This is a genomic window from Clostridioides mangenotii TR (genome assembly GCF_000498755.1).
GTDB classification, from domain to species: Bacteria; Bacillota; Clostridia; order Peptostreptococcales; family Peptostreptococcaceae; genus Metaclostridioides; species Metaclostridioides mangenotii_A.
This window is the reverse complement of record NZ_AXUS01000026.1, coordinates 16,850-43,133: the sequence shown is the minus strand read 5'-3', so window position 1 is coordinate 43,133 and position 26,284 is coordinate 16,850. Positions and strand designations below refer to the sequence as shown.

Below are 26,284 nucleotides of genomic sequence, written 5' to 3'. Positions count from 1 at the left end.
AATATTATGAGGAGTTAATGGTTAAATTCCGAACGTATATGATGATGTTGATGTGAGCTTGTAGGCTGGCTAAGAAATCAAGCCAGACATCTACAAGCTCACAACATCATCCTCATATCCATTCGAAATTCAACCATTAACCCTCTATTTTATTTAAATCTAAAACCGTACAAACTTCCTACGTTAGGGCTGTGTTGCGGAGATTTATAAATATAAAAATTGTTATTATATACTAATTAAGCTTCTATTGGATTTAATTCAAGCATACGGTCAAAAGAGAGTGTAAAGATCGACCGTTGAAGGAAAGAGACGACATATATAGAAGTGAAAATGGAGATATCCTATACAGTTACAGCCTTTTTAACAAGCTGAGGTATAGGATATCTCCATTTACAATTCTATCTCTATTTTATCGTGTGTTCTCAAGATCTATCTCTCTTAAATGGCACCAAAGCTACTATCATAAGCACTGTACTTACGATCCAAGGCTTAGCCCCAAAGCTATTCAGAAGCAAGTTTACTCCAGATAAAATCATTAAAGCATATCTTATAAGCAAAAGTACAGAGCCTTTGGAGAGTTTATTTACAGATATTATCTTTAAACATAATATAAACATCCTTATGCCTAGAAAGGCAAGCATAACGCCTACTATATCTTGAATTATATAATAAAAATGAAATTCCATAAATATTCTCCTTAGCTCATAATTTTACTTCTTTGATTACATAGGTTTTTATATCGATCTTTATAATTTATCATACTAAATATTTGCAAAATTTTGTGATTCTAGTTCTTGTCTTTCTAATTCTTTTAGCTCTTCATCAGTGTAAGTTGGCATTGAAAATCCTGTTACTCCGTATATAAAGTTAATTATAGGACTTATCCAGTTTAGGAAACAGTATGGTATAAATGTAAATATTCCTACGCCTAGTGTTTGACTACAGAAGATTGCATTGGAGTTCCACGGTATTAGTGGAGCACCGAGTGTTGCTGTATCTTCTATTATACGAGATAAGTTCTCAGGTTTCAATTTAAATTCTCTGAAAATCGGTGACATTACTGTACCTACAAATACTGATGTAAACATCATTGATGAACTAAATGCGTTTGCTAGGTAACTTACGATAAATGTTGATCCTACTAGTTTAGTTCTAGAATTACCGATTCTTTTTATCATTGGCTCAAGTAATACTTCTAGGAATCCTGTTCTTTGTAGTATACCAGCGATTACGAAGACTACGAAGACTAAGAGTGCTGTTTCGGCCATACTCATTATACCTCCGCGGTTTAATAGCTTGTCCGTGTACGCAAGACCTGTTTCTATCTGGAATCCGCTTAACATGTACTCAAATATGTCTTTTATTTTCTGACCTTCTTGAAGTACTGCAACTACTCCAGCCATTACTGTAGATGCAAGTATTGATAGTATTGGTGGTTTTTGTAGTACTAATAGAATCATTAAGAATATTATCGGTATTAATGCTATAATTCCTATGTGGAAGTTAGCTTTTAAAATCGTAGTTACTTCACTTATTTGGTGGTAGTCTATTGTGCTGTTTGCATATTTAAACCCTATAACTGTATATAAAACTACACAGATGATGTAAGATGGGACTGTTGTGCCCATCATGTGTTTGATATGGGTTATTATGTTTGTTTTACATATGGCGGCTGCCAAGTTTGTTGTATCAGATAGAGGTGACATTTTATCACCAAAGAATGCACCTGATATAATGGCTCCTGCTGTAAGTCCTGGATGTACACCCATGCTGTTTCCTATACTTATTAGAGCGACACCTGATGTACCTAGCGTTCCCCATGATGTACCTGTGGCAATTGATGTAAGTGAACATATTATTAGTGTTGCAACTAAGAAGTACTTAGGTGTTATTATTAAAAGTCCGCTGTATACAATTGTCGGTATTGTTCCTGAAGCTGTCCAAGCTGCAATAAGCGCTCCGACAGATAGTATTATAAAGTTGGACTGGAATGCGTCGACCCCAACCTCGAAGCCAGCACGTTCGATTTCGCTATTTGTATATCCAAGCTTCATTGCTGCTGGTACGACTATAATCCATGATAATAAGAACATTGTAGTTACAGATGCTCCGTATCCAACCATTCCTATAGTAGTGAATATTATTACTGCAAGGATAACTAGTACTGCGTACCTAAACGTAGGTTTTCTTTTTTCTGTATTTTCGCTCATAATATTTTCCTTTCGATTTACTTGCTTATTTTTATTAGTGTAAAAGCTGTAGAATCTGGTTGATTACTGAAAATCTTATTATAGAGAATCTACTGCAGTTTTTATTCTAGATAATCCTTCTTCAACCATTGCTCTAGGACAAGCTAGGTTGATTCTTTGGAACTGATCCCCACCGATTCCGAAAGAAGGTCCGTTATTTAATGCTACTTTTCCTTTTTCTACTAAGGCTTTTGCAATTTCTTCATTGCTTTTTCCTAATCCGCTGAAGTCTACCCATAATAAATATGTGGCTTCTGGTTTATTTACTTTGAGAGCAGGAATATTTTTATTTATATAATCGATTGCAAAGTCTATATTGCCTTCTAGATACTCTAGGAATTCTTCCAACCAATCTTCTCCGTGGTTGTAAGCTGCTTCTGTAGCAACTAAGCTAAAGGCATTGTTTCTTTTTATATCGATTCTAGTGAAGGCAGTATCTAGTTTTTTATAGTCGTCTTCGTTTGGAAGAATAACTTGTGACATTTGAAGTCCTGCTATGTTAAATGTCTTTGTTGGGGCCATACATGTTATACTGTTTTGAGCAAATTCTTCGGAGATTGATCCAAAAGGTATGTGCTTTTGACCTTTAAGTATTATATCGCTGTGAATTTCATCTGATATAACTTTTACTCCGTTTTTGATACATATATCTCCTAGTTTTTTGAGTTCTTCTTTTGTCCAAACTCTACCAACTGGATTGTGTGGATTACAAAGTATAAATAATTTAACATCTTTGATTTTTGATTCTATTTCATCGTAATTCATTACATAGTTTCCGTTTTCTTCCTTTATTAATGGACTTATCACCAATTCCCTGTCATTTGCTTTAACAATGCTGTTAAATGGGCTATATACAGGCTCTTGAATCATTATCTTATCTTTTTTATCAGTTAATTCACTAATAAGTAAACTTATAGTTGGCATAACACCTGGGCTAAATATCAACCAATCACCTTTTATATCCCATCCGTATCTCTTTGATACCCAGTTTACAATAGATTCATTGTAAGAATCTGGTCTAGTAGTATATCCGTATATTTCCTGGTCTAATCTATTTCTAATGGCATCCACTATACATGGAGCAGCTTTAAAGTCCATGTCTGCAACCCACATTGGAAGAAGTTCGTTAGTTCCGTATTTTTTATTCATTTCTGACCACTTCGCTGCGAAGTTGTCGCTTCTATCTACTACATCATCAAAATTGTATTTCATGTTTTATTACCTCCAATTAAAATTTTATATAAATTAGTAATAAGCAATAAATGTGCCATAAAAATATAATTTACAAGAATATAACATAAAAATAGGCGCAGTGATTGCAATTAAAAGGATGTAAGCTTGGCCATGATTTAAAATATTTATATTTTAATAAGGAGGCTTACTTCGTTTATATAAAATAGTCTAAGTATAAAATATAAACGGGTTTAATGGGGTAAAATGGGAACCGTTAAACCTGTTTATATTTATTTAAAAATTTCAATCCGTCATTTGTTATTACAGATCCACCTCGACCAGTTAGTATGTCTACATACCCACGATCTTGTAAATCTAATAAAATAGTCCTAATCTGCTGCTCAGTTAAGAATATACCATTAGAAGAAGCCAAATTGTGTAATGTCCTCCTGCCAATTCTTTGTCTTAAATTGAAGGCGGTGTTTAGTTGATTAAGGACAAACAAGTACTCTTTCAAAGGTCTTTTAAATTTAAATGAATCAGATTGTTTGTCGCAATCTATAGGTTCTTTTAATGGCAAAGGAAGATTATTGTTTCCGCCTTTAATTGTGTCCAGTATATATTCTGGAAAATCGCATATCTCTATTATATCTTTGTCCAGATAAGAAAAGTACTCAGCTAGATTTTGAAGTTCTCTTATATTTCCTTCCCAGCAATAGTGGAGAAATATATTTTTTACATTATCGCTAAGTTCAAAGTTGGTATTTATATCTTTTTTAAATGAATTAAATATCATAAAAATATCATCTGTACGTTCTCTAAGGGGTTTTATCTTTAAAGGAAGTACATTTAGCCTAAAATAAAGATCTTTTCTAAACTTATTTTGATGTACAAGTTCATTTAAATCCCTATTAGTGGCTGCAATTATTCTTACATCGATATTTACGACTTTGTCTGAACCAATTCTTCTAATCTGTTTTTCTTGTATTACGCGAAGTAGTTTAGCTTGAGAATTTAGATCCATTTCTCCAATCTCATCTAAAAAAATTGTCCCGTTGTTTGCAAGCTCAAACAGTCCTATTTTACCGCCTTTTTTTGCACCTGTAAAAGCGCCTTCATCGTATCCAAAGAGTTCACTTTCGAGTAGATTTTCTTGAAAAGTACTACAATTGAAAGCTACAAATGGTCCAAAGCTTTTGCTAGACGCGTTGTGGATAGATTGTGCAAAGAGTTCTTTTCCAGTACCGCTCTCTCCGATAATTAGAATAGAGGAATTCGATTGAGACATTTTGTAGGCTAAATTTTTCGTATGGTTAATTTCTTTACTGCATCCTATTATATCTTCAAATGTGTATTTAGTTATATTGCCGGAGTTAGCTAACTGCGCACGTAGTTCTGCTTGCTTTTTCTCAGCTTGATAAAACTTAGTTATTTTTATTATAAATCCATCGAATATATTAAGTTGTACGTATTTAATTTCTATATTTACATCGATCTTATTTATCTTAATAAGCTTACCGAAAATTTGAGTTTTATTATCTATAATATCTTTAAAATCTATACCGTGTATACAATCGCCTATGTGTTTTCCAATCATATAATTATCGTCAATACCGAGTATTTTTTTTGCGATATGACTGTAGAATTGCACAATTCCACCGTGGTTTATACATATGATTCCATCATCTATTGCAGATAGTAATAAATCGAATTGATTCTCGAGTTTATTTCTATCATATAGAAGTGTTTCGGTACAGTAGCTAGTAGGAGTTACTTTATCCATATATTTTTTTATCAAATCATCTTTGATAATATGCTCAAGGTTTGTTTTTATAGCTATCTCGACTATACAGCTTATATCTATAATTCTATATCCTAAATTGATTATACTGCATGTAGATGTTTCAAATAAAACATTTTCTCCTGGTGTCAAAATAGTGGAATCAACAGGAGGGTTGTCCATATGTGGATAACATGGAAGTATATTTAAGTGATCTATGCCCAGTCTGTAAGCTAAAGATATAGTTTCAAGAGCCATATCTCTGCTCAGATTGTACATATACACAGTTTCATTTTTAGGAAGTAGAGTCAATGTATCTACACTAGATTTTTCAAAAGTAAGTTTGGGAATGAGAATTTGAGCATCAGGAGATGATATTTTTGCAATCTCATCATGCTTCATATATACAGATAGAAGAATTAACTTTTCCTCTACAAAATGGAAATTCCCTTCTTCAAATGAATAAAGATTTATCTTTAAATTATTCCCTAAAAAGTAGAGTATTTGGTTTTTATATATTTCACCAGCATCTTTTTTTAGCGTTACAACAGCTAATTCTTTAAAGCTCATATATATACCTCACTTAAATTTATAGTAACTTACGTATCCGAATGATATTTATAGGTATTTTAACTACTGATATATTATCTAAATAACAATAATTTAAAATATCAATTAATTATATATTTATATAGAATAGTATAGAAATAATTATATCAGTATTTCACAAAAAGACAAAATCCTAAAGTAGAAAAAGTTTTGTTATATTAACTATTAACTGTGTTAAATCATCTTACAAATTTAAACTTAATTAAAGTAGAAGGGATTTATTAACAATGTCGACACAAAGTCATTTGCAAGGAAAAAAATATGGTAAATGCGACATTTATAATTATCCACCATTTTATAAAAAATAAAATTATAAAAATGTTTAAGGCCCTAACTTTTGGGACATAATATATAATGTAAACGTAATATAGCAAAAATAGATTACTCAATCTCCCCCATAAAGGCCTCTATCCCCCATAGAGGCCTTTTTATATTATAAATTTCCATAAAAAAGGTATAACCCCAAAAATGGAAAAGAAATCTTTATAATAAATACGAAATATGATTAAAAAATAATTTAAATTGTGATATAATGATATACATTAGGAACTAATGTTCGAAAAAAGGAAGTGATTAGTATGGATTTCAAAATAAAATCTGACTTTAAGCCTACTGGAGATCAACCAGAAGCTATTAAATCAATCGTGGGATCACTAAATGATGGTGAAAAATTCTCTACTTTACTAGGTGTAACTGGATCTGGTAAGACATTTTCTATGGCGAATATTATTCAGGAAATAAATAGACCTACGCTGATTATGGCACATAATAAGACCCTTGCTGCACAGTTGTACAGTGAGTTTAAGGATTTTTTTCCCGATAATGCGGTTGAGTATTTTGTAAGTTACTACGATTACTATCAACCTGAGGCTTATGTTGCTCATAGTGATACTTATATAGAAAAAGATGCTAGTATAAATGACGAAATCGATAAACTTAGACACTCTGCAACTGCTTCTATACTTGAGAGAAGAGATACAATAATAATTTCATCTGTTTCATGTATATACGGTTTGGGGGATCCAAAAGACTATAAAGAGCTAATGCTATCACTTAGACCGGGAATGGAAAGAGACAGGGATGAAGTAATAAAAAAACTGATAGAAATTCAGTACGAGAGAAATGATATCAACTTTACTAGGGGTACTTTTAGAGTAAGAGGAGATATACTTGAGATATTCCCTGCGAGTAATGATGAAAAGGCCATAAGAATAGAGTTCTTTGGCGATGAGATAGAGAGAATCACCGAGATCGATTATATTACTGGAAAGATAGAGGGTGTAAGAAGTCATATAGTTATTTTCCCCGCATCTCACTATGTAACAACTCCAGAGAGAATAGAAAAAGCGATTACAGCAATAGAGAAAGAGCTAGAAGAAACTGTAAAGATATTTAAAGAAAAAGATTTGTTGCTCGAAGCTCAGCGTATTGAGCAGAGAACAAATTACGATATAGAGATGTTGAGAGAGATAGGATTTTGTCAAGGAATAGAAAACTACTCTAGACATATAACTGGAAGGGCTGAGGGTGAGAAACCTTACACACTTATGGACTTCTTCCCAGATGATTTCCTTATAATTGTAGATGAATCGCATGTTACTATTCCTCAGGTAAGGGGTATGTATGCAGGAGATAGATCTAGAAAAACTTCTCTTATAGAGAATGGATTTAGACTCCCTTCGGCTCTTGATAATAGACCTTTAAACTTTTCTGAGTACGAAGATAATATACATCAGATGCTGTTTGTAAGTGCAACACCAGGACCATATGAAATAGAACATTCAGAAACTGTAGCTGAGCAAATAATAAGACCTACAGGGCTACTAGATCCAATAGTGGATGTTAGACCTATAAATAATCAGATAGACGATTTACTTGGAGAAATACACAAGACAATTGAAAAATCAGAGAGGGTATTGATTACAACTCTTACTAAGAAGATGAGTGAAGACCTGACAGATTATCTAAAGGAAGTAGGAGTTAAGGTTAAATACCTTCATTCAGATATAGTTACTTTAGAGAGAACTGAAATAATAAGAGATCTGAGATTAGGTAAATTTGATGTCCTAGTAGGTATAAACTTACTTAGAGAGGGTCTTGATATTCCAGAAGTATCTTTGATTGCAATATTAGATGCAGATAAGGAAGGATTCTTACGTTCTGAGACATCATTGATACAAACAATAGGGCGTGCTGCGAGAAATGAAAACGGTAGGGTAATAATGTACGCAGATAGGATTACAAATTCGATGAGAAATGCCTTAGATGAAACTCAAAGAAGAAGAGAGATACAAAATGCGTACAACGAGGAACACAACATTACTCCGACGACTATAGTTAAGAATATAAAAGATAGTATCGAAGCTACTGCGGTTGCTGAAGATGAAGTTGTATACGGGATCAAAGATACAGACGATATAGATGAAATGAAAGCAAACTTAGAAAAATTAAAAACGGAGATGTTAGAAGCTGCAAAAGATTTACAATTTGAGAGAGCAGCACAGTTGAGAGATAAGATTAAAGAATTGGAAGAGAGGATACAAAAGTAAATGGACGATAAAATAGTTATTAAAGGGGCAAAAGAGCACAATCTAAAGAATGTAAGTCTAGAGCTACCAAGAGATAAATTCATTGTATTTACAGGTTTATCAGGCTCTGGAAAGTCATCTTTAGCATTCGATACAATATATGCAGAAGGACAAAGACGTTATGTAGAGAGCCTATCCTCTTATGCAAGACAGTTTTTGGGTCAAATGGAAAAACCGAGTGTAGAGTATATTGGAGGCCTTTCGCCTGCTATATCAATTGATCAGAAAACTACATCTAAAAATCCACGTTCTACAGTTGGAACGGTTACAGAAATATACGATTATCTTAGACTTTTATATGCAAGAGTCGGCGATGTTTACTGCCCTACTTGTGGAGAGAAGATTAGTCAGATGACTATTCAAGAGATTGTAGATAAGATTTTAGAACTTCCAGATAAAACTAAACTACAGATACTTTCTCCTGTTGTCAGAGGGCAGAAAGGTACTCATAAAAAAGTACTGGATAGCATTAAAAAAGATGGTTATGTAAGAGTAAGAGTTGATGGTGAAAACTACGAGGTAACAGATGATATAGATTTAAGTAAAAATCAAAAACACAGCATTGAAGTTGTTGTAGATAGAATTGTTGTGAAAGACGGTATAGAAACAAGACTTGCCGATTCAGTGGAAACAGCTGTAAAACTTGCGGATGGTTTAGTTTTAGCGCAGGTTGTAGACGGAGATGAGATACTGTTTTCAACTAAATTTGCGTGCCCAGAACATGGAATTGCAATAGAAGAACTATCCCCAAGAATGTTTTCATTTAATGCTCCGTTTGGATCATGTAATGTTTGTAAGGGGATTGGTGAGAGCAGAGAGGTAGATCCTGATTTAGTTGTTCCTAATAAGGATTTATCTATAAAACAAGGTGCGATTGCCGCTTGGGGATCTACGGGAGTTAACGATGACACTTACTACAGCAAGATGATTAAAAGCCTTGCAGATCATTTTGGAGTGTCTTTAACTACACCATTTAAAGATTTACCAGAAGAGTTTATAGATGAACTTCTTTATGGAAGAGAAAATGTTAAGATAGAATTCACTTACGAATCTAAATTCGGAGGGGTTAGACAGTACAAGTCTTACTTTGAGGGAGTAGTTGTAAACTTAGAGAGAAGATATAGTGAAACCAATTCAGAGTACGCTAGAGATAAAATTGAGGAGTATATGGCTGAGAGACCTTGTCCGAAATGTAAGGGAAAAAGATTAAAAAAAGAAGTTCTAGCCGTAATTATTAATGGAAAAAATATTATGGATGTAACGGATCTTTCTGTAAATGAATTGATTGAATTTATGGATGGTTTAGTTCTTACCGAGAAACAACAGTTCATAGCAAAGGAGATAGTCAAAGAGATAAAAGAGAGAGCTACTTTCTTGAGAGATGTTGGACTTGACTACCTAAACTTATCTAGAAAAGCAGGAACACTATCTGGAGGTGAGGCACAGCGTATAAGACTTGCTACTCAAATAGGTTCTGCTCTTGTTGGAGTTCTGTATGTACTTGATGAGCCAAGTATAGGTCTTCATCAAAGGGACAATGACAGACTTATATCTGCACTAAGAAACCTTACAAATTTAGGAAACACTCTTATAGTTGTCGAACACGATGAAGACACGATGAGAGAAGCTGATCATATTGTAGATATAGGGCCTGGTGCGGGAATCCACGGTGGAGAAATAGTAGGACAAGGTACTTTAGATGAGATAATAGCAAATGAGAACTCTATAACAGGGCAGTATCTAAGTGGGAAAAAGATAATTCCAATTCCTGAAAAGACTAGAGAAGGAAATGGAAACTTCCTAGAAATAATTAAAGCTTCTGAAAATAACTTGAAAAATATAGATGTAAAAATACCTCTTGGCAAATTTGTGAATATAACAGGTGTTTCTGGATCAGGTAAGAGCACGCTTATAAACGATATACTTTACAAAGGCGTTTCTAGTGCTGTAAACAGGGTTAGAAAGAGACCTGGTAAACATAAAGAGATAAAAGGAATAGAAAATATAGATAAAGTAATAAATATAGACCAAAGTCCTATAGGAAGAACACCTCGTTCAAATCCAGCGACTTATACTGGAGTATTCGATCAGATAAGGGATATATTTGCTGCTACAAATGAAGCAAAGGCTAGAGGATATAAAAAGGGTAGATTTAGTTTCAATGTCAAAGGCGGAAGATGTGAAGCTTGTAAAGGCGATGGAATTATAAAAATAGAGATGCACTTCCTTCCAGATGTATATGTACCATGTGAAGTTTGTAAAGGAGACAGATATAATAGAGAGACATTACAAGTTAAATACAAAGATAAAACAATATCAGATGTATTGGATATGAATGTTGAGGAAGCAGTTGAATTTTTTGAAAATATTCCAAATATCAGAAGAAAACTTGAAACTCTTGTAGATGTTGGACTTTCATACATCAAACTTGGGCAACCTTCTACACAGCTATCGGGTGGAGAAGCTCAGAGAATTAAGCTTGCCACTGAGCTAAGCAAAAGACCAACAGGAAAGACTCTGTACATCTTAGATGAGCCTACAACAGGGCTTCATATTGCGGATGTAGATAAGTTAATTCAAGTTTTACAGAGATTAGCCGATACTGGAAATTCTGTAGTGGTTATTGAACACAACTTAGATGTAATTAAAGCTTGTGACTATATAATCGATCTTGGACCTGAGGGTGGAGATAAGGGAGGAACTATAGTTGCTACTGGTACTCCAAAAGAAGTTTCTAAAGTAAAAGCTTCTTTTACAGGACAGTTTTTAAAAAAATATTTTGAGTAGATTATTTAAGTTTAAAAAAGTGATATGGTACATATGAGGGATTACAGGATAGCGACTATGAATTTCCAAATATGTAATTGAATCTATATACTCAACTTATAGTTTAGAGCTAATATTTTAAATAGAGGGCTAGACTTATTCAACAAAACTTATTAAAAGTATAAAGTAATTAAGATAAAGCAAACCGGGAGTTTTAAATGATAAAAAATCATTTAAAWCTCCCGGTTTTTAATTTGTAAATTATGTATATAAGATATGCATCTGACCTTTTGAATCTTTTACGATTTCCGAATCGACTCCGTAAATTAGCGATATAAAATCTGTAGTCAATATCTCTTCCGGTGTACCTTCACCTAAAATTTTTCCATCACATAAAGCGTAAATACGGTCACAGTACGTAGCCGCAATATTTAAGTCGTGTATAGCTGAAACAACAGTGACATCGAGTTCTCTAATTGTTTTAAGCATCTGTATCTGGTGAGTAATATCTAGGTGATTAGTCGGCTCATCAAGGATTAAGCAAGGCGTGTTTTGAGCAAGCGCCCTAGCTAGAATTACCCTTTGTCGCTCACCACCAGATAGAGTAAAAAAATTCCTATTAGCGTAGTTTTTCATATTCACAATATCTAGTGATTCTTCAACTATTTTATAATCATCGTTATTATCTCTCTCCATTGTGCGTTTATGTGGAGATCTTCCCATAAGCACTATTTCTCTGACAGTAAATTCAAAGTTGTAGTCATTGTGTTGTGCGACTACTGCAATTTTTTTAGCAGAGTCTTTTACACTTACTGATTGAAGAGGGTCTCCATCTAAATAGATACATCCATTTGAAGGTTTTAGAATTCGATAAATACATTTAAGTAGAGTTGATTTACCGCTACCATTGGGGCCTATAATTCCTATAAATTCTTTTGCATTGCAATTGATACTGACATCTTTAAGGATTTTTTCAGCTCCGTATGATAACTCAATATTCTTAGCTTCTATATTCATTATCTGACACCTCCAAATCCATATGACTTTTTAACCATTAGATATATAAAACACGGTGCGCCTATCATAGCAACAAGTATACCTATAGGTATCTCAGAATTTGGAATTAGTACTCTACAAAGCACATCAGCCCATATCATAAAGATCGATCCAGTAACAGCACTAAGGGGTATAACTTTTTTATGGTCCGTACCAAATATCATTCGTATAATATGAGGAATTATAAGACCAACAAATCCAATCATACCGGCAGCGTACACTGCAAATCCAATAATAATAGATGAGATAATCATGTATACTATCCTGTATTTATATAGATCGGTACCCAGAGTGATAGATACCTCATCGCCCATTAGCATTAGGTTTAAGTTTCTAAATTGAGTACAGAAAAACAATGTAGCCAATATGAATAGTGGAAGCAATAGCAATACTTTACTCCAGTCTGCTCCAGCCAAGCTGCCCATAGTCCAGTATGCTACTTCTACTGCTGCGGTTTTATTATTGGTAACGTACAGAACACAGTTGGAAAAAGCCGTACACACAGCTCCGATTGCCATACCTGAGAGAACCAGTTTAGATGAATTGGATCGACCGCCCATGTTAGAGAGTGTCATAACTGCAAATGTAGCAGCAAGTGCACCTAAAAAAGCCATTATACCGATTGAATTACTTCCAAATAAAGCTCCAAATCCAAGCATTATTGCTGTGGTTGAACCTAATGTTGCTCCGGATGAAACCCCGAGTATATAGGGATCAGCAAGGGAGTTTTTAACTACAGCCTGCATTACCACACCACATACAGAAAGCCCCATGCCTATACATATTGCTAGCAAAACTCTAGGAAATCTAAGTAGCCATACCACATCGTGAATAGGTCCTTGTGCAAGCTTTGAAAGTGAATCAAAGTGCAGTAACTCATACGCGATTACACTGTAAACTTCTCTTATTGATATATCTGCATTTCCGAATGTAATTGATGCAAGTATTGAAAATACTAAGAAAATAATTAGAATCAGAAGTATAGAATAGTACAAAGGCATACTATTTAATTTTGTTTTAAAACGTCTATCTTTATTAGTAAGATTTTTCATTTATTATATTTTATATAAACTCCTATTTTAAATTGGGATATAACCCTTCAGCAAAGTTTACTATTCCACTTTTTGTACGTATACCACTGGCATACATATCACCTAGCATAATGGGTTGAACTCTTTTATTCTTAACAGCTGAAAGGCTAGCCAGACTTTTTTCTTTTAAAATTTTGTCTAGATTTTCCTTTTTAACTTTTTCTGCATCATCACCTGAATAAGGCATATATACTACGAATATTACATCTGGATTTAAAGTGATTATATCTTCTTTACCAAGATCAGCCCCGTCTTCATTGACAAGTTTACCGCCAAGCTTTGTAACCATATCACCACCAAGACTTGATGCCCCATAGTTTACAATAGTGTTGCCTTGGAATTCAAGGATTAATGCTGTAGGCTTCTTATCTATTTTAGATGTTTTCTCAGCTACCTTGTCGATCTCTGATTTCATATCATCTACAATTTGATGAGCTTTTTCTTGAACATCGAAAATTTTACCTAAATTTAAGATATCAGTAAACTCATTTTCAAGAGTTCTAGCTTCACCATCCTTTTTACGAGTATTTGAATTTATATATATGTTTGTTCCATTATTTACTAAGCTTGCTGCATCTCCAAGTGTTTTATCGCTAAAGTAAGATCCCCAGCTAAATATTAAGTCTGGATTTAGCATAGTTACAGATTCTTTTGATGGTGTAAACTCTGTTAGGTATTTAACTTTGTCAAATGCAGGTTTTAAATCTGAAGAGACTTCATTGTCTAGCCCAGCAGCTGCGGCTATTTTATCTTCTAATCCTAGAGCTAACAGTGTTTCGATTGACCCTTGATAAACTGCTAAAGCTTTCTCTGGAGCTTTTTTATAAACAGTTTTTAATTCCTCCCCATTAGATCCATAAGTCGTTATAGTCAGTGGGTATTTTGTTTTTTCTGGTTTTGAATCTGTTTCTTGAGCTTGTGAACCGTTCCCCTTATTGTTATCAGACTCAGATTTTTTGGACTACAAGCAGTAGTTCCCAATACCAATATTGTAACGATTAATACTGATAAAAAACTCTTTAAGAATTTTTGTTTTTTCATTTTTTCTCCTCTTAATATAAATATACTATTAACAGAAGAAGCCTCTAGTTTGTACTAAAAAAACCTGCTAAAAAGCAGGCATCCTAAAAACAATGTACGAATTTCATACTATGTATTAGATGTTTTGCTTTGCACGGAAGCTTCATCTCAATATTAAGCAGGTTTCCTGACTTACAGATCAAAACCTAAGTTTACCTTCTCACAGATTTAACTGCAATGGCTTACAAAACTAGGTTCCCTGAATACAGTGACCGGATCGCTCAGGATTCTCACCTGATTCCCTCTTATTAAGTAAACTACAATTTACTTAATCACTTAATATAAGTTAACTACTAAAATTTATCATAATTATTCATTTTATGCAACTGCCACTTAAACAAGGTAATATTTGCCTACCTATACTACGACATAGAAGGGAAGAGTACAGGCATCATAAATACTAGACTATATTAAGAAGTTTAGAATATAAGTTCTAAAACCTTTTAAAAGTAGATATTTGAGGTATAATTTAAATATAGAGAATATTTTAATGGAGGAATAATTTTGTTTGATATACAAGAACATTTAAAAAATCTACCAGCTGAGCCTGGTGTTTATTTGATGAAAGATAAATTTGACAATATCATATATGTAGGGAAAGCTATATCACTTAAAAACAGGGTAAGACAGTACTTCCAATCTTCTAAAAATCATTCCTCTAAAGTTAAGTCTATGGTTACTAATATTGATAGATTTGAGTATATAATAACCGATTCTGAACTTGAGGCACTTATCTTAGAGTGTAACTTGATTAAAAGGTATAGACCGAAGTACAATGTTCTTCTTAGGGATGATAAGACTTATCCTTATATAAAGGTAACAATCAATGAAGATTTTCCAAGACTTCTAAAAGTTAGAAGGGTTCTAAAGGATAAAGCTAAGTACTTTGGACCTTACACAAATATTGCAGCTGTAAATGATACGATTGAGGCTCTTAGAAGTGTTTACCCAATTAGAAGTTGTAATATCGATATAGATAAAGCAATTAAAAACAATATGAGACCTTGCCTAAATAAGCATATAAAAAAATGCGTAGGTCCTTGCACCGGAACAGTTAGTAAAGAAGAGTACGGTAAGATGATAGATGAAATAATCTACTGCTTATCCGGGAAAGAGGAAAAATTAATAGAAATTTTGACAGAGAAAATGCAAAAGTGTTCTGAGGAATTCAATTTTGAGGATGCTGCTATGTACAGGGATAAGATTATGAGTCTTGAGGAACTCGTACAAAAACAAAAGATAGACAATGTAGCATTGGATTTAAATCAAGATATAATCGCTATGGCAAGAGCTCATGATGAGGCTTGTGTACAAGTATTCTTCATAAGAAACGGTAAAATCGTAGGAAGAGAGCATTTTATCCTTGAGGGAGTGCTAGATAGTCCAAGATCTGCTATATTGGGATCATTTGTGAAACAGTTCTACATGGAACAAGAATATATTCCGAAAGAATTGATTATAGAAGACGAAATAGAAGACAGTTTTGTATTAGAAGAGTGGCTTACAACTAAAAAAGGACAAAAAGTAACTATTAGAGTTCCACAAAAAGGTGAAAAGAAGAGTTTAGTGGAGATGGTCAGAAAAAATGCCATTGAATACCTTGAGAAATTCTCTGATATGAACAAGAGAAAGTACGAAAAGAGTATGGGTGCTCTTGAAGAACTACAAAAAATACTGGATTTAGATGAAATTCCAAAGAGGATCGAATCTTTTGATATCTCTAACATACAAGGGGTGGATTCCATTGGAAGTATGGTGGTTTTCACCAAGGGAAAGAAGGATAAAAAAGAGTACCGAAGATATAAGATTAAGACTGTTGAAGGCCCGAATGACTACGACTCTATGGCTGAAATAGTGGAGAGAAGGATAAAGTACGGCAATTTGCCCGATCTGATGTTATTAGATGGAGGTAAGGGACAAGTTAGCTCTGTAAAGAGAATTTTAGATTTATATGGATTAGAAATACCTCTTTGGGGAATGTATAAAGATGATAATCACAGGACAAAAGGTTTAGTTAATAAAGATAGAGAAATAGAGCTGGATAAGACTTCTAACCTATATAGATTTGTGGCGAGTATTCAAGAAGAAGTTCACAATTACGCTATATCGTACCATAGAAGTCTTAGAAATAAGGCTCTTACTAAATCTGTGCTAGATAATATTCCGGGAATAGGTGATAAGAGGAAAAAGGCCCTTTTAAACCACTTTAAGGATATTGATGCAATAAAGGCTGCATCTATAGAAGAATTAAACGAAGCTGATGGAATGAATAAGTCGTCTTCAGAGAATGTGTATAAATTTTTCCATAAAGATATAATAAAAGATCAATAATACAAGAGCAATGATTGAGGAGATGTAATCTATGGATACAGAGAAAAAAGTAGATATTAAAGATTTAGCAATGGATTTGCGATTAGATATTGTCTATATGCCACAGGATTCTGATATTTATGTAGAGTCGTCTGAATTAAATAGACCAGGGTTACAGTTAGCTGGTTACTTTGAGTTCTTCTCACATGATAGAATTCAAATAGTGGGGAAAACTGAGTACAACTATTTTGCTAAAGTAGATGCTAAAAAAAGGGAAGAGATATTAGATAAATACTTTTCGTACGATATACCAGCTTTAATTATTACCTCTGGACTAGCTATTAGCCCTGATTTTTTTGAATATGCAAAGAAGTACAATAGAGTTTTACTTAATACCAAAATGAATACAAGTAAAATAACAAGTAAACTTCTAAGCTATTTAGAAGCTAGGCTATCTCCAACTACGACAATACATGGTGTATTGGTCGATGTTTATGGAATTGGTGTGCTGATAAAGGGTGACAGCAATATAGGAAAATCCGAGACAGCCCTTGAGTTAGTTCAAAGAGGAAATAGACTTGTCGCAGATGATTCTGTTGAAATTAGAAAACAGGAGGATCATAAGGTTGTTGGAACATCGCCTGAAATTTTAAAGTACCTATTGGAGATTAGAGGAATAGGCATAATAGATGTAAGAAGTTTATACGGTGTAGGAGCCATAAAGAACTCAAAGACAATAGATATGGTAGTGTATCTTGAAGCTTGGGATAGTACAAAATATTACGACAGGCTCGGTCTAGATAAGGACTACGAAAAAATTCTCGGTATAAACCTAGAAAAGCTTATAATACCAGTTAGACCAGGTAGAAATACCTCTATGATTATCGAGGTTGCAGCTATGAACTTTAGACAAAAAGGAATGGGATATGATGCTGCGTATGAATTCAACAACAAGCTTATAGATATGATAGACAAAAAATCCAATGATGATGAATAGATTTAAATAGTTAGCAATTAAATACTAATGTATAGATAGTAGGATTTTTCTATTTAAATGATAGCAAGATAAAGATATTTGAATAGATAATATGTAGATAAATAGTAAATTGTTAGCAATCTAATGTGGATATAGAGGGCTGTGATTTATAAGAAAATTAAATGAATTTAGAAGGTGTATTTTAAAGATTGACTGAGTTAGATGATAGTACAATTGTAAAGCGTCGAGGGTGCTTTGAGTAGTAAAGGAAAAAAATATACTACTATTGCAACCGCTAATATGAAACTTTACATGGTATTAATCAATTAGCAAATGTTTATATTTTTGAGATATACCTTTTTTGTTTTAATAAAACACATCAAATACTATATTTACTAAGGTTTGTTAAAAGTATAATTAAGTTGTAAAAGTATTTTTGCATTGATATAATATCTTATAGTTAAATTTTCATAAAATTATGAATGTTAAAAAAATGATAAAGCGTTTACAATTAAAAGTCAAATTAAGTTGAAAGGAGTAGGTTTATGAGTAGATTGAGTATGATTACTAGAAGTAAAGCTCAAATGGTTGTTGAAGAGCTGTATAGAGACCTAGAAAGAAGAATTGTCGCCAGTCCGCCTGGATTGTGCCCTGTGGATATGTCATCATCTTTTTTAAAGATGTGCCACGCTCAAACTTGTGGAAAATGTGTACCGTGTAGAATTGGACTTGGTCAATTGGGGAATTTACTTGAAGATGTTTTAAATGGGGATGCTACTTTAGAGACTATTGACTTGATTGAGAGAACAGCTCGTGTAATAGCAAATTCTGCTGATTGTGCGATAGGTTATGAGGCAGCAGAGATGGTACTTAAAGGACTTGATGGTTTTAGAAATGATTATGAAGAGCACATTTTAAGGGGAAGATGTCTCTGTCATTTAGAACAACCAGTACCTTGTGTAGCACTCTGTCCAGCAGATGTTGATATACCAGGATACATAGCGTTAGTTGGAGCGGAGAGATATGCAGATGCTGTTAAACTTATCAGAAAAGATAATCCATTTCCAACAGCCTGTGCATTGGTATGTGAACATCCTTGCGAGGCAAGATGTAGAAGAAATATGATAGATGATTCTGTAAATATAAGGGGCTTAAAGAGAATGGCTATAGATTATGCAGGGGATGTTCCTAATCCTGAAAACGCAGAGTCAACAGGTAAAAAAATCGCAATTATCGGTGGTGGTCCAAGTGGACTTAGTGCTGCTTACTATTTACAGTTAATGGGACATCAAACTACCGTATTTGAGAAGAGAAAACTACTTGGTGGTATGTTAACTTACGGTATACCTAGTTATAGATTGCCAAGAAAACGTTTAGAAGAGGATATAAAATCTATACTAGATACTGGTGTGGAAGTTAAGATAGAGGCATCAATCGGAAGTAGTAACGATGAAATTTCAATGAACCAATTGAGAGAAGAGTACGATGCAGTGTATATTTCGATTGGAGCTCATACAGATAAAAAAATTGGTATTGAAAATGAGGATGCAAACGGAGTAATCTCGGCTGTTGAGATGCTTAGAAATATAGGTGATAGTGAAATGCCAGATTTTAAAGACAAGACAGTCGTTGTAATAGGTGGAGGAAATGTCGCAATGGACGTTACTCGTTCAGCTATAAGACTAGGTGCTAAAAAAGTGAATGTTGTATACAGAAGACGTAAAGTAGACATGACTGCTCTTATGGATGAAGTAGAAGGCGCAATCGCTGAGGGGGCGGATGTACTTGAACTTCACTCTCCTGAGTTTATTGAAACAGATGAATACAACAATGTTAAAGCGCTTTGGGTTTCCCCTAAGATGGTTGGTCTAATAGGTAGGGATGGAAGACCAAGACCATCGGATTCTAAATTAGATAAAGTAAGAATACCATGTGATACAGTTATAGTTGCAATTGGCCAGGGTATAGAAACTCCCCACTTTGTAGATGCCGGTATACCTATTAAAAAGGGCGGAATTGATGCGGCTGCATGGAGTGCTGTTGAAAATACAGATGGAGTATTTGCAGGAGGGGATTGTGTAACTGGTCCGGCAACTGTGATACGTGCAATAGCTGCGGGAAAGGTCGCAGCGGCAAATATAGATACATACCTAGGATTTGACCATATAATTTCGACGAATATAGAAATACCAACTGCAAGGTTGGATGATCGTCCAGCATGTGGAAGAGTAAATATGATGGAAAGAGATGCAGATGATAGAATAAAAGACTTCGATATGGTCGAACTATCTATGTCTTGTGAAGAAGCAAAACAGGAAGCAAATAGATGTCTAAGATGTGATTATTTTGGATATGGAGTTTTCAAAGGAGGTCGAGTATCTCAATGGTAAAGTTAAAAATAAATAATACAGAAATAGAAGTAGCAGAAGGAACGACGATTTTAGAAGCGACTAAATCAGCAGGGATGTCAATACCAAGTCTTTGTTATTTAAAGGGAATAAACGAAATAGGTGCATGTAGAGTATGTGTTGTAGAGATGAAAGGAAAAGAAAAACTTATTACTGCATGCAATAACATAGTAGCTGAAGGTATGGATATTTCGACTAATTCACCTAGAGTTAGAGAAGCACGTCGTACAAATGTGGAGTTAATACTGTCTCAACACGACTGCAATTGCCCCACATGTGTTAGAAGTGGAAATTGTGAACTGCAAACATTGGCAAATAACTTAAATTTCCCCGAAAACCACTATAAATTAGAGGTTCTACACTCGAATTGGCCTAAAGATTTCCCATTAATCAGAGAAGAGGGGAAATGTATAAAATGTATGCGTTGTGTGCAAGTTTGTGACAAGATCCAAGATCAACATGTTTGGGATATCGCGCAGACTGGATCGCGTACGACTGTAGATGTTTCTCTAAATAGAGATATAAAAGATGCAGATTGTTCACTTTGCGGTCAGTGTATAACTCACTGTCCAACAGGGGCTCTTCATGAGAGAGACGATGTTGGTAAAATACTTAGAATGAATGGTGTTTTAAACGATCCTGATACAATTACAATTATACAAGTTGCACCATCTGTTAGAACAGCGTGGGGGGAAGCTTTAGGACTTCCTAGAGAATTTGCAACTGTAAAAAGACTTGTTTCTGCACTTAGAAAGATGGGATTTGACTATATATTTGATACAGATTTCTCAGCTGATTTAACTATTATGGAAGAGGGAAGCGAGTTTTTAGAGAGACTTAAAAGTGGAAAAAAGAGTGTGTATCCAATGTTTACATCGTGTTGTCCGGGGTGGGTTAGATTTTTAAAATCTCAATATCCAGATATGGTGGATTCACTTTCAACGGCTAAGTCTCCACAGCAGATGTTCGGTGCAGTTGCGAAAAGCTATTACGCTGATATATTGGGAGTAGATCCATCTAAAATATGTTGTATCTCGGTAATGCCATGTGTAGCTAAAAAACACGAATGCGATATACCTAATATAAACGACAGCGGTGCTGAAAAAGATGTAGACTTTGTCTGGACGACTAGAGAGGTGGTTCGACTAATAAAATCAGAGCATATAGATGTAAGTTCACTTGAAGATGAAGAATTCGATATGCCTCTAGGAACAGGTTCAGGTGCAGGAGTTATATTTGGAGCTACTGGTGGAGTTATGGAGGCTGCCCTAAGAACGACTTATTATTTGGTAATGGGTGAAAATCCTGATGCCGATCTATTTAAAAATATTAGAGGTATGGAAGGAATAAAAGAGTCTACCATAGATCTAAATGGAACATCTCTAAATCTTGCAATTGCGAGTGGTCTTGGAAATGCAAGACAATTAATCGAATCGATAAGAAGTGGTGAGAAGAAGTACGATTTTGTAGAAGTTATGGCATGTCCAGGGGGTTGTGCAGCAGGGGGAGGTCAGCCTATACATGCTGGCGAAGAATTCGGGGAAGAAAGATGCGGAGTACTGTACAATTTAGATAAAAACAACAGTATAAGATTTTCACATGAGAATCCTTCGATAGCTGATATATATACAAACTATCTAGAAAAACCTCTCTCACATAAATCACATAAACTGCTTCATACGGACCATCACGATTGGAAAATGCCTAAATCAGTTAGATAGCGAGTGCAATATAAAAAACTGTCTCAGATGAAGAGACAGTTTTTCTTTAGTTACAAATTAATTAATTAGTTTGATCGATATATTCATTAGTTTGTATCGAATACATTGTAATATTATAAAATATCTTAAAAATTAAATTATATTTTATAAGACTGAAGATAATAATCTAGATATGGATTCTTTAAATCTAATATATGTAGATCTTGAATGATATATTTCAGGAGTTATCTCTTTTGAGTTAATAATATCTTTTTCAAATATTTCTCTAAGCTCTATAGATTTTTCCTGTGAATATATAAAAGCGTTGACCTCGAAATTGAGTTCGAAACTTCTTATATCCATGTTTGCTGTACCGATTGAACAGATTGAATCATCCGAGACAATAGTTTTAGCGTGTAAAAAGGCATTCTCTCCATATGTATATATTTTAGCTCCAAACTTTAACAACTCCCCAGCATAAGAGTAGGATGCCCAGTATACAAATGGATGATCTGGTTTAGATGGAATCATTATCCTTACATCGACCCCAGATAAACAAGCAATCTTAAGGGTTTCGATAAGAGTGCTATCCAAAATCAAATATGGACTCTGAATATATACATATTTAGTGGCCTTTTGTATCATCTTAATGTATCCGTACTTTATCTCATCTAAGTCGATTATATCGGGCCCACTTGAAACTATCTGAACGCCGATATTGCCATCTTTGCATCGACACTTTCCTCTGCTATTTTGGAAATGGCTATATAAATCGAGATCTTCTTTTGTAGTGTATTTCCAGTCGAGCATAAATCTCATATTAAGGTCCATAACACAGTCGCCTGTAAGTTTTGTATGAGTATCTCTCCATTCACCAAATTTAGGATTTAGACCAAGATATTCATCACCAATATTAAACCCGCCCACAAATCCTACACAGTTGTCTATCACAACTATCTTACGGTGATTTCTATAGTTTATATTAAAGTTCACTATTTTAAGGAAAGATGGGAAAAAACTCGCCACTTTTACACCATTTTCTTTCAGATGATTTATAGATTTTTGGCTTAGATTTCTTCCTCCGACGTCATCGTATAAAAACCTTATTTCAACGCCATCCTTAGCCTTTTTTACAAGAATATCTATAATTTCCTTACCTATATTGTCATCTTTAAATATATAAAACTGAATATTAATATAGTTGGTTGCTTTTTTTAGCTCAGCAATGAGACTGTTGAAAAACTTCCTCGAATCCGGATAGATGTCTACAGAGTTATTTGTAGTATAGTGAGCGTTATTTGAATTAGCCAGCGCTGAAATCATGTCTTTATGCTCATTGGCAGATCTATCGAATCTTAAATCTGAGTGAAGAGCCACTTGAGTTTTTAATATGTTGCTTTTTAGAATTTTATCGTCCTTCTCTTTAAGTTGGAACATATTATTTTTGATAAATCCCTTCCGAATGTAAAGTAAAGTACAAATCCAAGTACTGGAACCAAAACAAGGATCGTGATCCAAGTTAGAGTTGTGTTTGAATTTCTCTTTTCCCTAAATACTAGATTAAGCACGACTAAAAAGTTTACTAAATATACAATTGTTATAGCGAATCCGTAAATTGACGCTTTAAATACTCCTAAATCCAACAAATGTCTACCTCCTGAACAGCTATATAATAGCATTGTAATAAATACTATTATATATAATTAATGTTAAAATTGATAGAATTTTTGTAATGCTAATAGTGTTAACACCTTATTTTTAAAGAAAAGTCAATACAGAACTCTAATGGAATGTTATAATAGAGTATAATGAATTATAATAGGTACGAGTCTGTTAAAATTTATTATTACTCAATAATTAAAGATTTACACATTAACATTAAAAGAGAAAATAAATATAAAATATAGACTTAAAATAGTAATTATTTTTAACCTAGAATACAATAACATTAATTAAAATAAAGATTTGAAATTTTGGAGGAAATCTATAGTTATGAATAAAGAGTATGTATACGAAAAATTATCAAAAATAGTTAATAAGGAAGATATTAAAATAGATGAACCTATGAAGAAACATATTTCTTTTAAAGTAGGAGGGCCAGCAGATATATTGGTTACCCCTAGAACAGAGGAAGAGATAAGCGAAATACTTAAATTTATAAAGGAAGATGACATTCCGTATTTGATAATAGGTAATGGGTCAAACATGTTGGTGAAAGACGGTGGACTTAGAGGATTAGTTATTGAAATAGCAGATAATTTCAATACCTCTAAAATAGAAGGAAATACAGTAGAAGTACAGTCAGGGGCGCTTTTATCGACGCTTGGAAGAGAAATACTAAGAAATTCACTTAAAGGATTTGAATTTGCAACTGGAATTCCGGGAACTATAGGAGGAGCGCTTTGTATGAATGCAGGTGCCTATGGTGGAGAGATGAAGGATATAGTTAAATCTGTGAGAATTATAGATATGGATGGAAATATCAGAGAACTTTCTAATGAAGAGATGGAGTTTAAGTATAGAAATAGTCTTGTAGCCAATATAAAGTGTGTTGTACTATCTTGTAAGATTGAGCTTGAAAAAGGTAACTACGATGAAATTAAAGCACATATAGACGACCTTACAAACAGAAGAGTTACGAAACAACCATTAAACTATCCGAGTGCGGGTAGTACATTTAAAAGGCCAGTTGGGCATTATGCAGGTCAATTAATCGATGAAAGTGGACTTAGGGGCCTTACACTTAGAGGAGCACAAGTATCGCAAAAGCACTGCGGATTTGTTGTAAATTTAGGAGATGCAGAAGCTAAAGACTTATTAGACCTTATATATATAGTAAAAAGTACAGTATATAGAAAGTTTGGAGTAATGTTAGAGGAAGAAGTAAAGATACTTGGAGAGGACTAAAAGATGAAAATATTAGCTGATTATCATACACATACAATATTTAGCCACGGTAAAGGAACTATTGAGGATAACGTAAAAGTTGCTTTAGAAAAGGGAATAGGTATACTTGGTATTTCAGATCACAGTTATAAACATATTACTTACGGTGTCAAAAAAAGTGATATCCCTATAATGAGGGAAGAAATAGACCTATTAAACGAAAAGTATCCAGATATAAAAATTCTTTTGGGGCTTGAATGCAATGTGCTAGATGACAAAGGCAATATAGATGTAGACGATGATGACAGAAAGTATTTAGATTATGTAATGGCAGGTTACCATTTTGGTTCAAAGCCTACATCATTGGCAGCTGCTTTAAACCACTTTGAAAATTACACTATGAAGAGTGAAAAAGCGAAGATTTACAATACAAATGCTGTAATCAATGCTATGAAAAAAAATGATATATTTTGTATAACACACCCTGGAGATAAAGGCGATGTTTATATAGAGGAAGTAGCAAAGGTTGCATTTGAGACAGATACGAGACTGGAAATCAATAGTAGCCATAGCTTTTTAAATGCGGAGCAGATTCAAGAGATAAAGAGCATAAGAAATAAATTTATAATTGGATCTGATGCACATGCACCAATAAAAGTAGGAAATTTCAATCTAGCTATGAAGACAGTGAAAGAATCAGATCTAGATGTTACATTGATAGAAAATATTATATTATAAAAGGGAGGTAGTATCATGAAATTTGTTATAGTTACAGGTTTATCAGGATCTGGTAAAAGTGAAGTAATGAGAGCTTTGGAAGATTTAGGATTCTACTGCGTAGACAACTTACCACCTGCATTGATAACTAAATTTGCAGAGATATGCTACCAACCTAATTCAAGTATTGATAGGGTTGCACTTGGTGTGGATATCAGAGGACTTCAGTTTTTCAAAGATTTCCATGAGAGCTTAAATTACCTAAAAAAAGAGAACTACGCTTATGAGATGCTTTATTTGGATTGCAACGATGATGTTCTTCTAAAAAGATACAAAATGACTAGAAGGAATCATCCGCTTGCTAGAGATATGCAGATACCTGAAGGTATTAAGAAAGAAAGAGCGATAATGAAGCCTTTTAAGGAGTCAGCAAGTTGTATAATTGATACATCGAATATGAAACCTAGAGATCTTCAAGAAGAGATAAAGAAAATTTATTATGAAGGTGAAAATAATTTAAATATTACTATTTCAGTAGTTTCATTTGGGTTTAAACACGGAATTCTAAGAGATGCAGACTTAGTGTTTGATGTTAGGTTTTTGCCAAACCCATATTATTTAGAAGAACTGAAATTTAAGACAGGTGATGACGAAGAAGTTAGAAATTATGTCATGAATTCTCCAGTAAGTAAGGAATTTTATAAAAAACTATTAGACATGATACATTTCTTAATTCCACAATATATAGATGAAGGAAAGCAACATCTAGTAATAGGAATAGGGTGTACTGGAGGGAGACATAGATCAGTTACTATAACAAATCTTTTAGCTGATGATTTGAATGAAAAAGGCTACAGAGTTGTTAAAAAACACAGGGATTCTATGTTGAGGTAAT

Annotated in this window: 18 protein-coding genes and 1 riboswitch; of the genes, 9 read left to right on the top strand and 9 right to left on the bottom strand. The window is 33.8% G+C overall.

From position 1 onward, the window contains the following. Nucleotides 1-422: 422 nt before the first annotated feature. The 4 genes from T473_RS0112770 to T473_RS0112755 form a co-directional block, all read right to left on the bottom strand. Nucleotides 423-686, bottom strand: a complete 264-nt coding sequence (locus T473_RS0112770; RefSeq protein WP_024622250.1) for a hypothetical protein — start codon at nucleotides 684-686, stop codon at nucleotides 423-425. Between the two features lie 75 nt (nucleotides 687-761). After that, nucleotides 762-2,210 (bottom strand): Na+/H+ antiporter NhaC, encoded by a 1,449-nt coding sequence (gene nhaC / locus T473_RS0112765; protein WP_024622249.1) that lies wholly within the window; start codon nucleotides 2,208-2,210, stop codon nucleotides 762-764. Nucleotides 2,211-2,288: 78 nt separating this feature from the next. After that, entirely contained in the window at nucleotides 2,289-3,461 is a 1,173-nt protein-coding gene (locus T473_RS0112760; protein WP_024622248.1) for a MalY/PatB family protein, read from the bottom strand. Nucleotides 3,462-3,696: 235 nt separating this feature from the next. Further along, a complete protein-coding gene (locus T473_RS0112755; protein ID WP_024622247.1) occupies nucleotides 3,697-5,772 on the bottom strand; it encodes a sigma-54 interaction domain-containing protein in 2,076 nt (691 codons plus the stop codon). A gap of 617 nt (nucleotides 5,773-6,389) precedes the next feature. On the opposite strand from T473_RS0112755, the gene uvrB reads away from it, so the two are divergent. Next, nucleotides 6,390-8,360 (top strand): excinuclease ABC subunit UvrB, encoded by a 1,971-nt coding sequence (gene uvrB, locus T473_RS0112750; protein ID WP_024622246.1) that lies wholly within the window; start codon nucleotides 6,390-6,392, stop codon nucleotides 8,358-8,360. Beyond that, nucleotides 8,361-11,186 carry an excinuclease ABC subunit UvrA gene (gene uvrA / locus T473_RS0112745; RefSeq protein ID WP_024622245.1) on the top strand — a complete coding sequence of 942 codons (2,826 nt, stop codon included), beginning with the start codon at nucleotides 8,361-8,363 and terminating at the stop codon, nucleotides 11,184-11,186. Nucleotides 11,187-11,426: 240 nt separating this feature from the next. Here uvrA and T473_RS0112740 read toward each other — a convergent pair whose 3' ends face one another. From T473_RS0112740 to T473_RS17875, 3 genes are read right to left on the bottom strand one after another with little or no spacing between them, the layout of a single operon-like run. Then, nucleotides 11,427-12,182, bottom strand: a complete 756-nt coding sequence (locus T473_RS0112740) for an ABC transporter ATP-binding protein (RefSeq protein WP_024622244.1) — start codon at nucleotides 12,180-12,182, stop codon at nucleotides 11,427-11,429. Continuing rightward, nucleotides 12,182-13,273 (bottom strand): FecCD family ABC transporter permease, encoded by a 1,092-nt coding sequence (locus tag T473_RS0112735; protein ID WP_024622243.1) that lies wholly within the window; start codon nucleotides 13,271-13,273, stop codon nucleotides 12,182-12,184. Before T473_RS0112735 ends, T473_RS0112740 begins: the two co-directional genes overlap by 1 nt. A gap of 22 nt (nucleotides 13,274-13,295) precedes the next feature. Continuing rightward, a complete protein-coding gene (locus T473_RS17875) occupies nucleotides 13,296-14,057 on the bottom strand; it encodes an ABC transporter substrate-binding protein (protein ID WP_242825936.1) in 762 nt (253 codons plus the stop codon). Between the two features lie 435 nt (nucleotides 14,058-14,492). Continuing rightward, nucleotides 14,493-14,687, bottom strand: a riboswitch (cobalamin riboswitch). A 209-nt stretch (nucleotides 14,688-14,896) separates the two neighbouring features. On the opposite strand from T473_RS17875, the gene uvrC reads away from it, so the two are divergent. The 4 genes from uvrC (at nucleotide 14,897) to T473_RS0112705 (ending at nucleotide 21,807) form a co-directional block, all read left to right on the top strand. Then, on the top strand, nucleotides 14,897-16,723 hold the full coding sequence (gene uvrC, locus T473_RS0112720; RefSeq protein WP_024622241.1) for an excinuclease ABC subunit UvrC: 1,827 nt from the start codon (nucleotides 14,897-14,899) through the stop codon (nucleotides 16,721-16,723). 31 nt (nucleotides 16,724-16,754) lie between these two features. Further along, nucleotides 16,755-17,699, top strand: coding sequence for an HPr(Ser) kinase/phosphatase (gene hprK / locus T473_RS0112715; protein ID WP_024622240.1), 945 nt, complete (start codon nucleotides 16,755-16,757; stop codon nucleotides 17,697-17,699). Nucleotides 17,700-18,223: 524 nt separating this feature from the next. Beyond that, entirely contained in the window at nucleotides 18,224-20,068 is a 1,845-nt protein-coding gene (locus T473_RS0112710) for an NAD(P)-binding protein (RefSeq protein ID WP_024622239.1), read from the top strand. Continuing rightward, complete coding sequence (locus T473_RS0112705) at nucleotides 20,062-21,807, top strand: NADH-dependent [FeFe] hydrogenase, group A6 (RefSeq protein WP_024622238.1); 1,746 nt, start codon at nucleotides 20,062-20,064, stop codon at nucleotides 21,805-21,807. The genes T473_RS0112710 and T473_RS0112705 overlap by 7 nt, the downstream gene beginning before the upstream one ends. 144 nt (nucleotides 21,808-21,951) lie before the next feature. Here T473_RS0112705 and cls read toward each other — a convergent pair whose 3' ends face one another. Both cls and T473_RS19880 read right to left on the bottom strand, forming a co-directional pair. After that, a complete protein-coding gene (gene cls, locus T473_RS16855; RefSeq protein WP_330369503.1) occupies nucleotides 21,952-23,223 on the bottom strand; it encodes a cardiolipin synthase in 1,272 nt (423 codons plus the stop codon). After that, nucleotides 23,187-23,432: a PLDc N-terminal domain-containing protein gene (locus tag T473_RS19880; protein ID WP_330369502.1), complete on the bottom strand. Its 246-nt coding sequence runs from the start codon at nucleotides 23,430-23,432 to the stop codon at nucleotides 23,187-23,189. The genes cls and T473_RS19880 overlap by 37 nt, the downstream gene beginning before the upstream one ends. A 346-nt stretch (nucleotides 23,433-23,778) precedes the next feature. Here T473_RS19880 and murB point away from each other — a divergent pair, with 346 nt between their 5' ends. Genes murB through rapZ form a run of 3 tightly spaced genes read left to right on the top strand, consistent with a single transcriptional unit; the run spans nucleotide 23,779 to nucleotide 26,283 of the window. Continuing rightward, entirely contained in the window at nucleotides 23,779-24,693 is a 915-nt protein-coding gene (gene murB / locus T473_RS0112695; protein ID WP_024622237.1) for a UDP-N-acetylmuramate dehydrogenase, read from the top strand. Nucleotides 24,694-24,696: 3 nt separating this feature from the next. Further along, on the top strand, nucleotides 24,697-25,410 hold the full coding sequence (locus tag T473_RS0112690; protein ID WP_024622236.1) for a PHP domain-containing protein: 714 nt from the start codon (nucleotides 24,697-24,699) through the stop codon (nucleotides 25,408-25,410). Nucleotides 25,411-25,425: 15 nt separating this feature from the next. Continuing rightward, nucleotides 25,426-26,283 carry an RNase adapter RapZ gene (rapZ, locus tag T473_RS0112685; protein ID WP_024622235.1) on the top strand — a complete coding sequence of 286 codons (858 nt, stop codon included), beginning with the start codon at nucleotides 25,426-25,428 and terminating at the stop codon, nucleotides 26,281-26,283. Nucleotide 26,284 lies beyond the last annotated feature (1 nt).

What these genes read in the sequence shown, in the direction of transcription:
- T473_RS0112770 (WP_024622250.1), bottom strand. Translation starts at nt 686, where the DNA reads ATGGAATTTCATTTTTATTATATAATTCAAGATATAGTAGGCGTTATG.
- nhaC (WP_024622249.1), bottom strand. Translation starts at nt 2,210, where the DNA reads ATGAGCGAAAATACAGAAAAAAGAAAACCTACGTTTAGGTACGCAGTA.
- T473_RS0112760 (WP_024622248.1), bottom strand. Translation starts at nt 3,461, where the DNA reads ATGAAATACAATTTTGATGATGTAGTAGATAGAAGCGACAACTTCGCA.
- T473_RS0112755 (WP_024622247.1), bottom strand. Translation starts at nt 5,772, where the DNA reads ATGAGCTTTAAAGAATTAGCTGTTGTAACGCTAAAAAAAGATGCTGGT.
- uvrB (WP_024622246.1), top strand. Translation starts at nt 6,390, where the DNA reads ATGGATTTCAAAATAAAATCTGACTTTAAGCCTACTGGAGATCAACCA.
- uvrA (WP_024622245.1), top strand. Translation starts at nt 8,361, where the DNA reads ATGGACGATAAAATAGTTATTAAAGGGGCAAAAGAGCACAATCTAAAG.
- T473_RS0112740 (WP_024622244.1), bottom strand. Translation starts at nt 12,182, where the DNA reads ATGAATATAGAAGCTAAGAATATTGAGTTATCATACGGAGCTGAAAAA.
- T473_RS0112735 (WP_024622243.1), bottom strand. Translation starts at nt 13,273, where the DNA reads ATGAAAAATCTTACTAATAAAGATAGACGTTTTAAAACAAAATTAAAT.
- hprK (WP_024622240.1), top strand. Translation starts at nt 16,755, where the DNA reads ATGGATACAGAGAAAAAAGTAGATATTAAAGATTTAGCAATGGATTTG.
- T473_RS0112710 (WP_024622239.1), top strand. Translation starts at nt 18,224, where the DNA reads ATGAGTAGATTGAGTATGATTACTAGAAGTAAAGCTCAAATGGTTGTT.
- T473_RS0112705 (WP_024622238.1), top strand. Translation starts at nt 20,062, where the DNA reads ATGGTAAAGTTAAAAATAAATAATACAGAAATAGAAGTAGCAGAAGGA.
- cls (WP_330369503.1), bottom strand. Translation starts at nt 23,223, where the DNA reads ATGTTCCAACTTAAAGAGAAGGACGATAAAATTCTAAAAAGCAACATA.
- murB (WP_024622237.1), top strand. Translation starts at nt 23,779, where the DNA reads ATGAATAAAGAGTATGTATACGAAAAATTATCAAAAATAGTTAATAAG.
- T473_RS0112690 (WP_024622236.1), top strand. Translation starts at nt 24,697, where the DNA reads ATGAAAATATTAGCTGATTATCATACACATACAATATTTAGCCACGGT.
- rapZ (WP_024622235.1), top strand. Translation starts at nt 25,426, where the DNA reads ATGAAATTTGTTATAGTTACAGGTTTATCAGGATCTGGTAAAAGTGAA.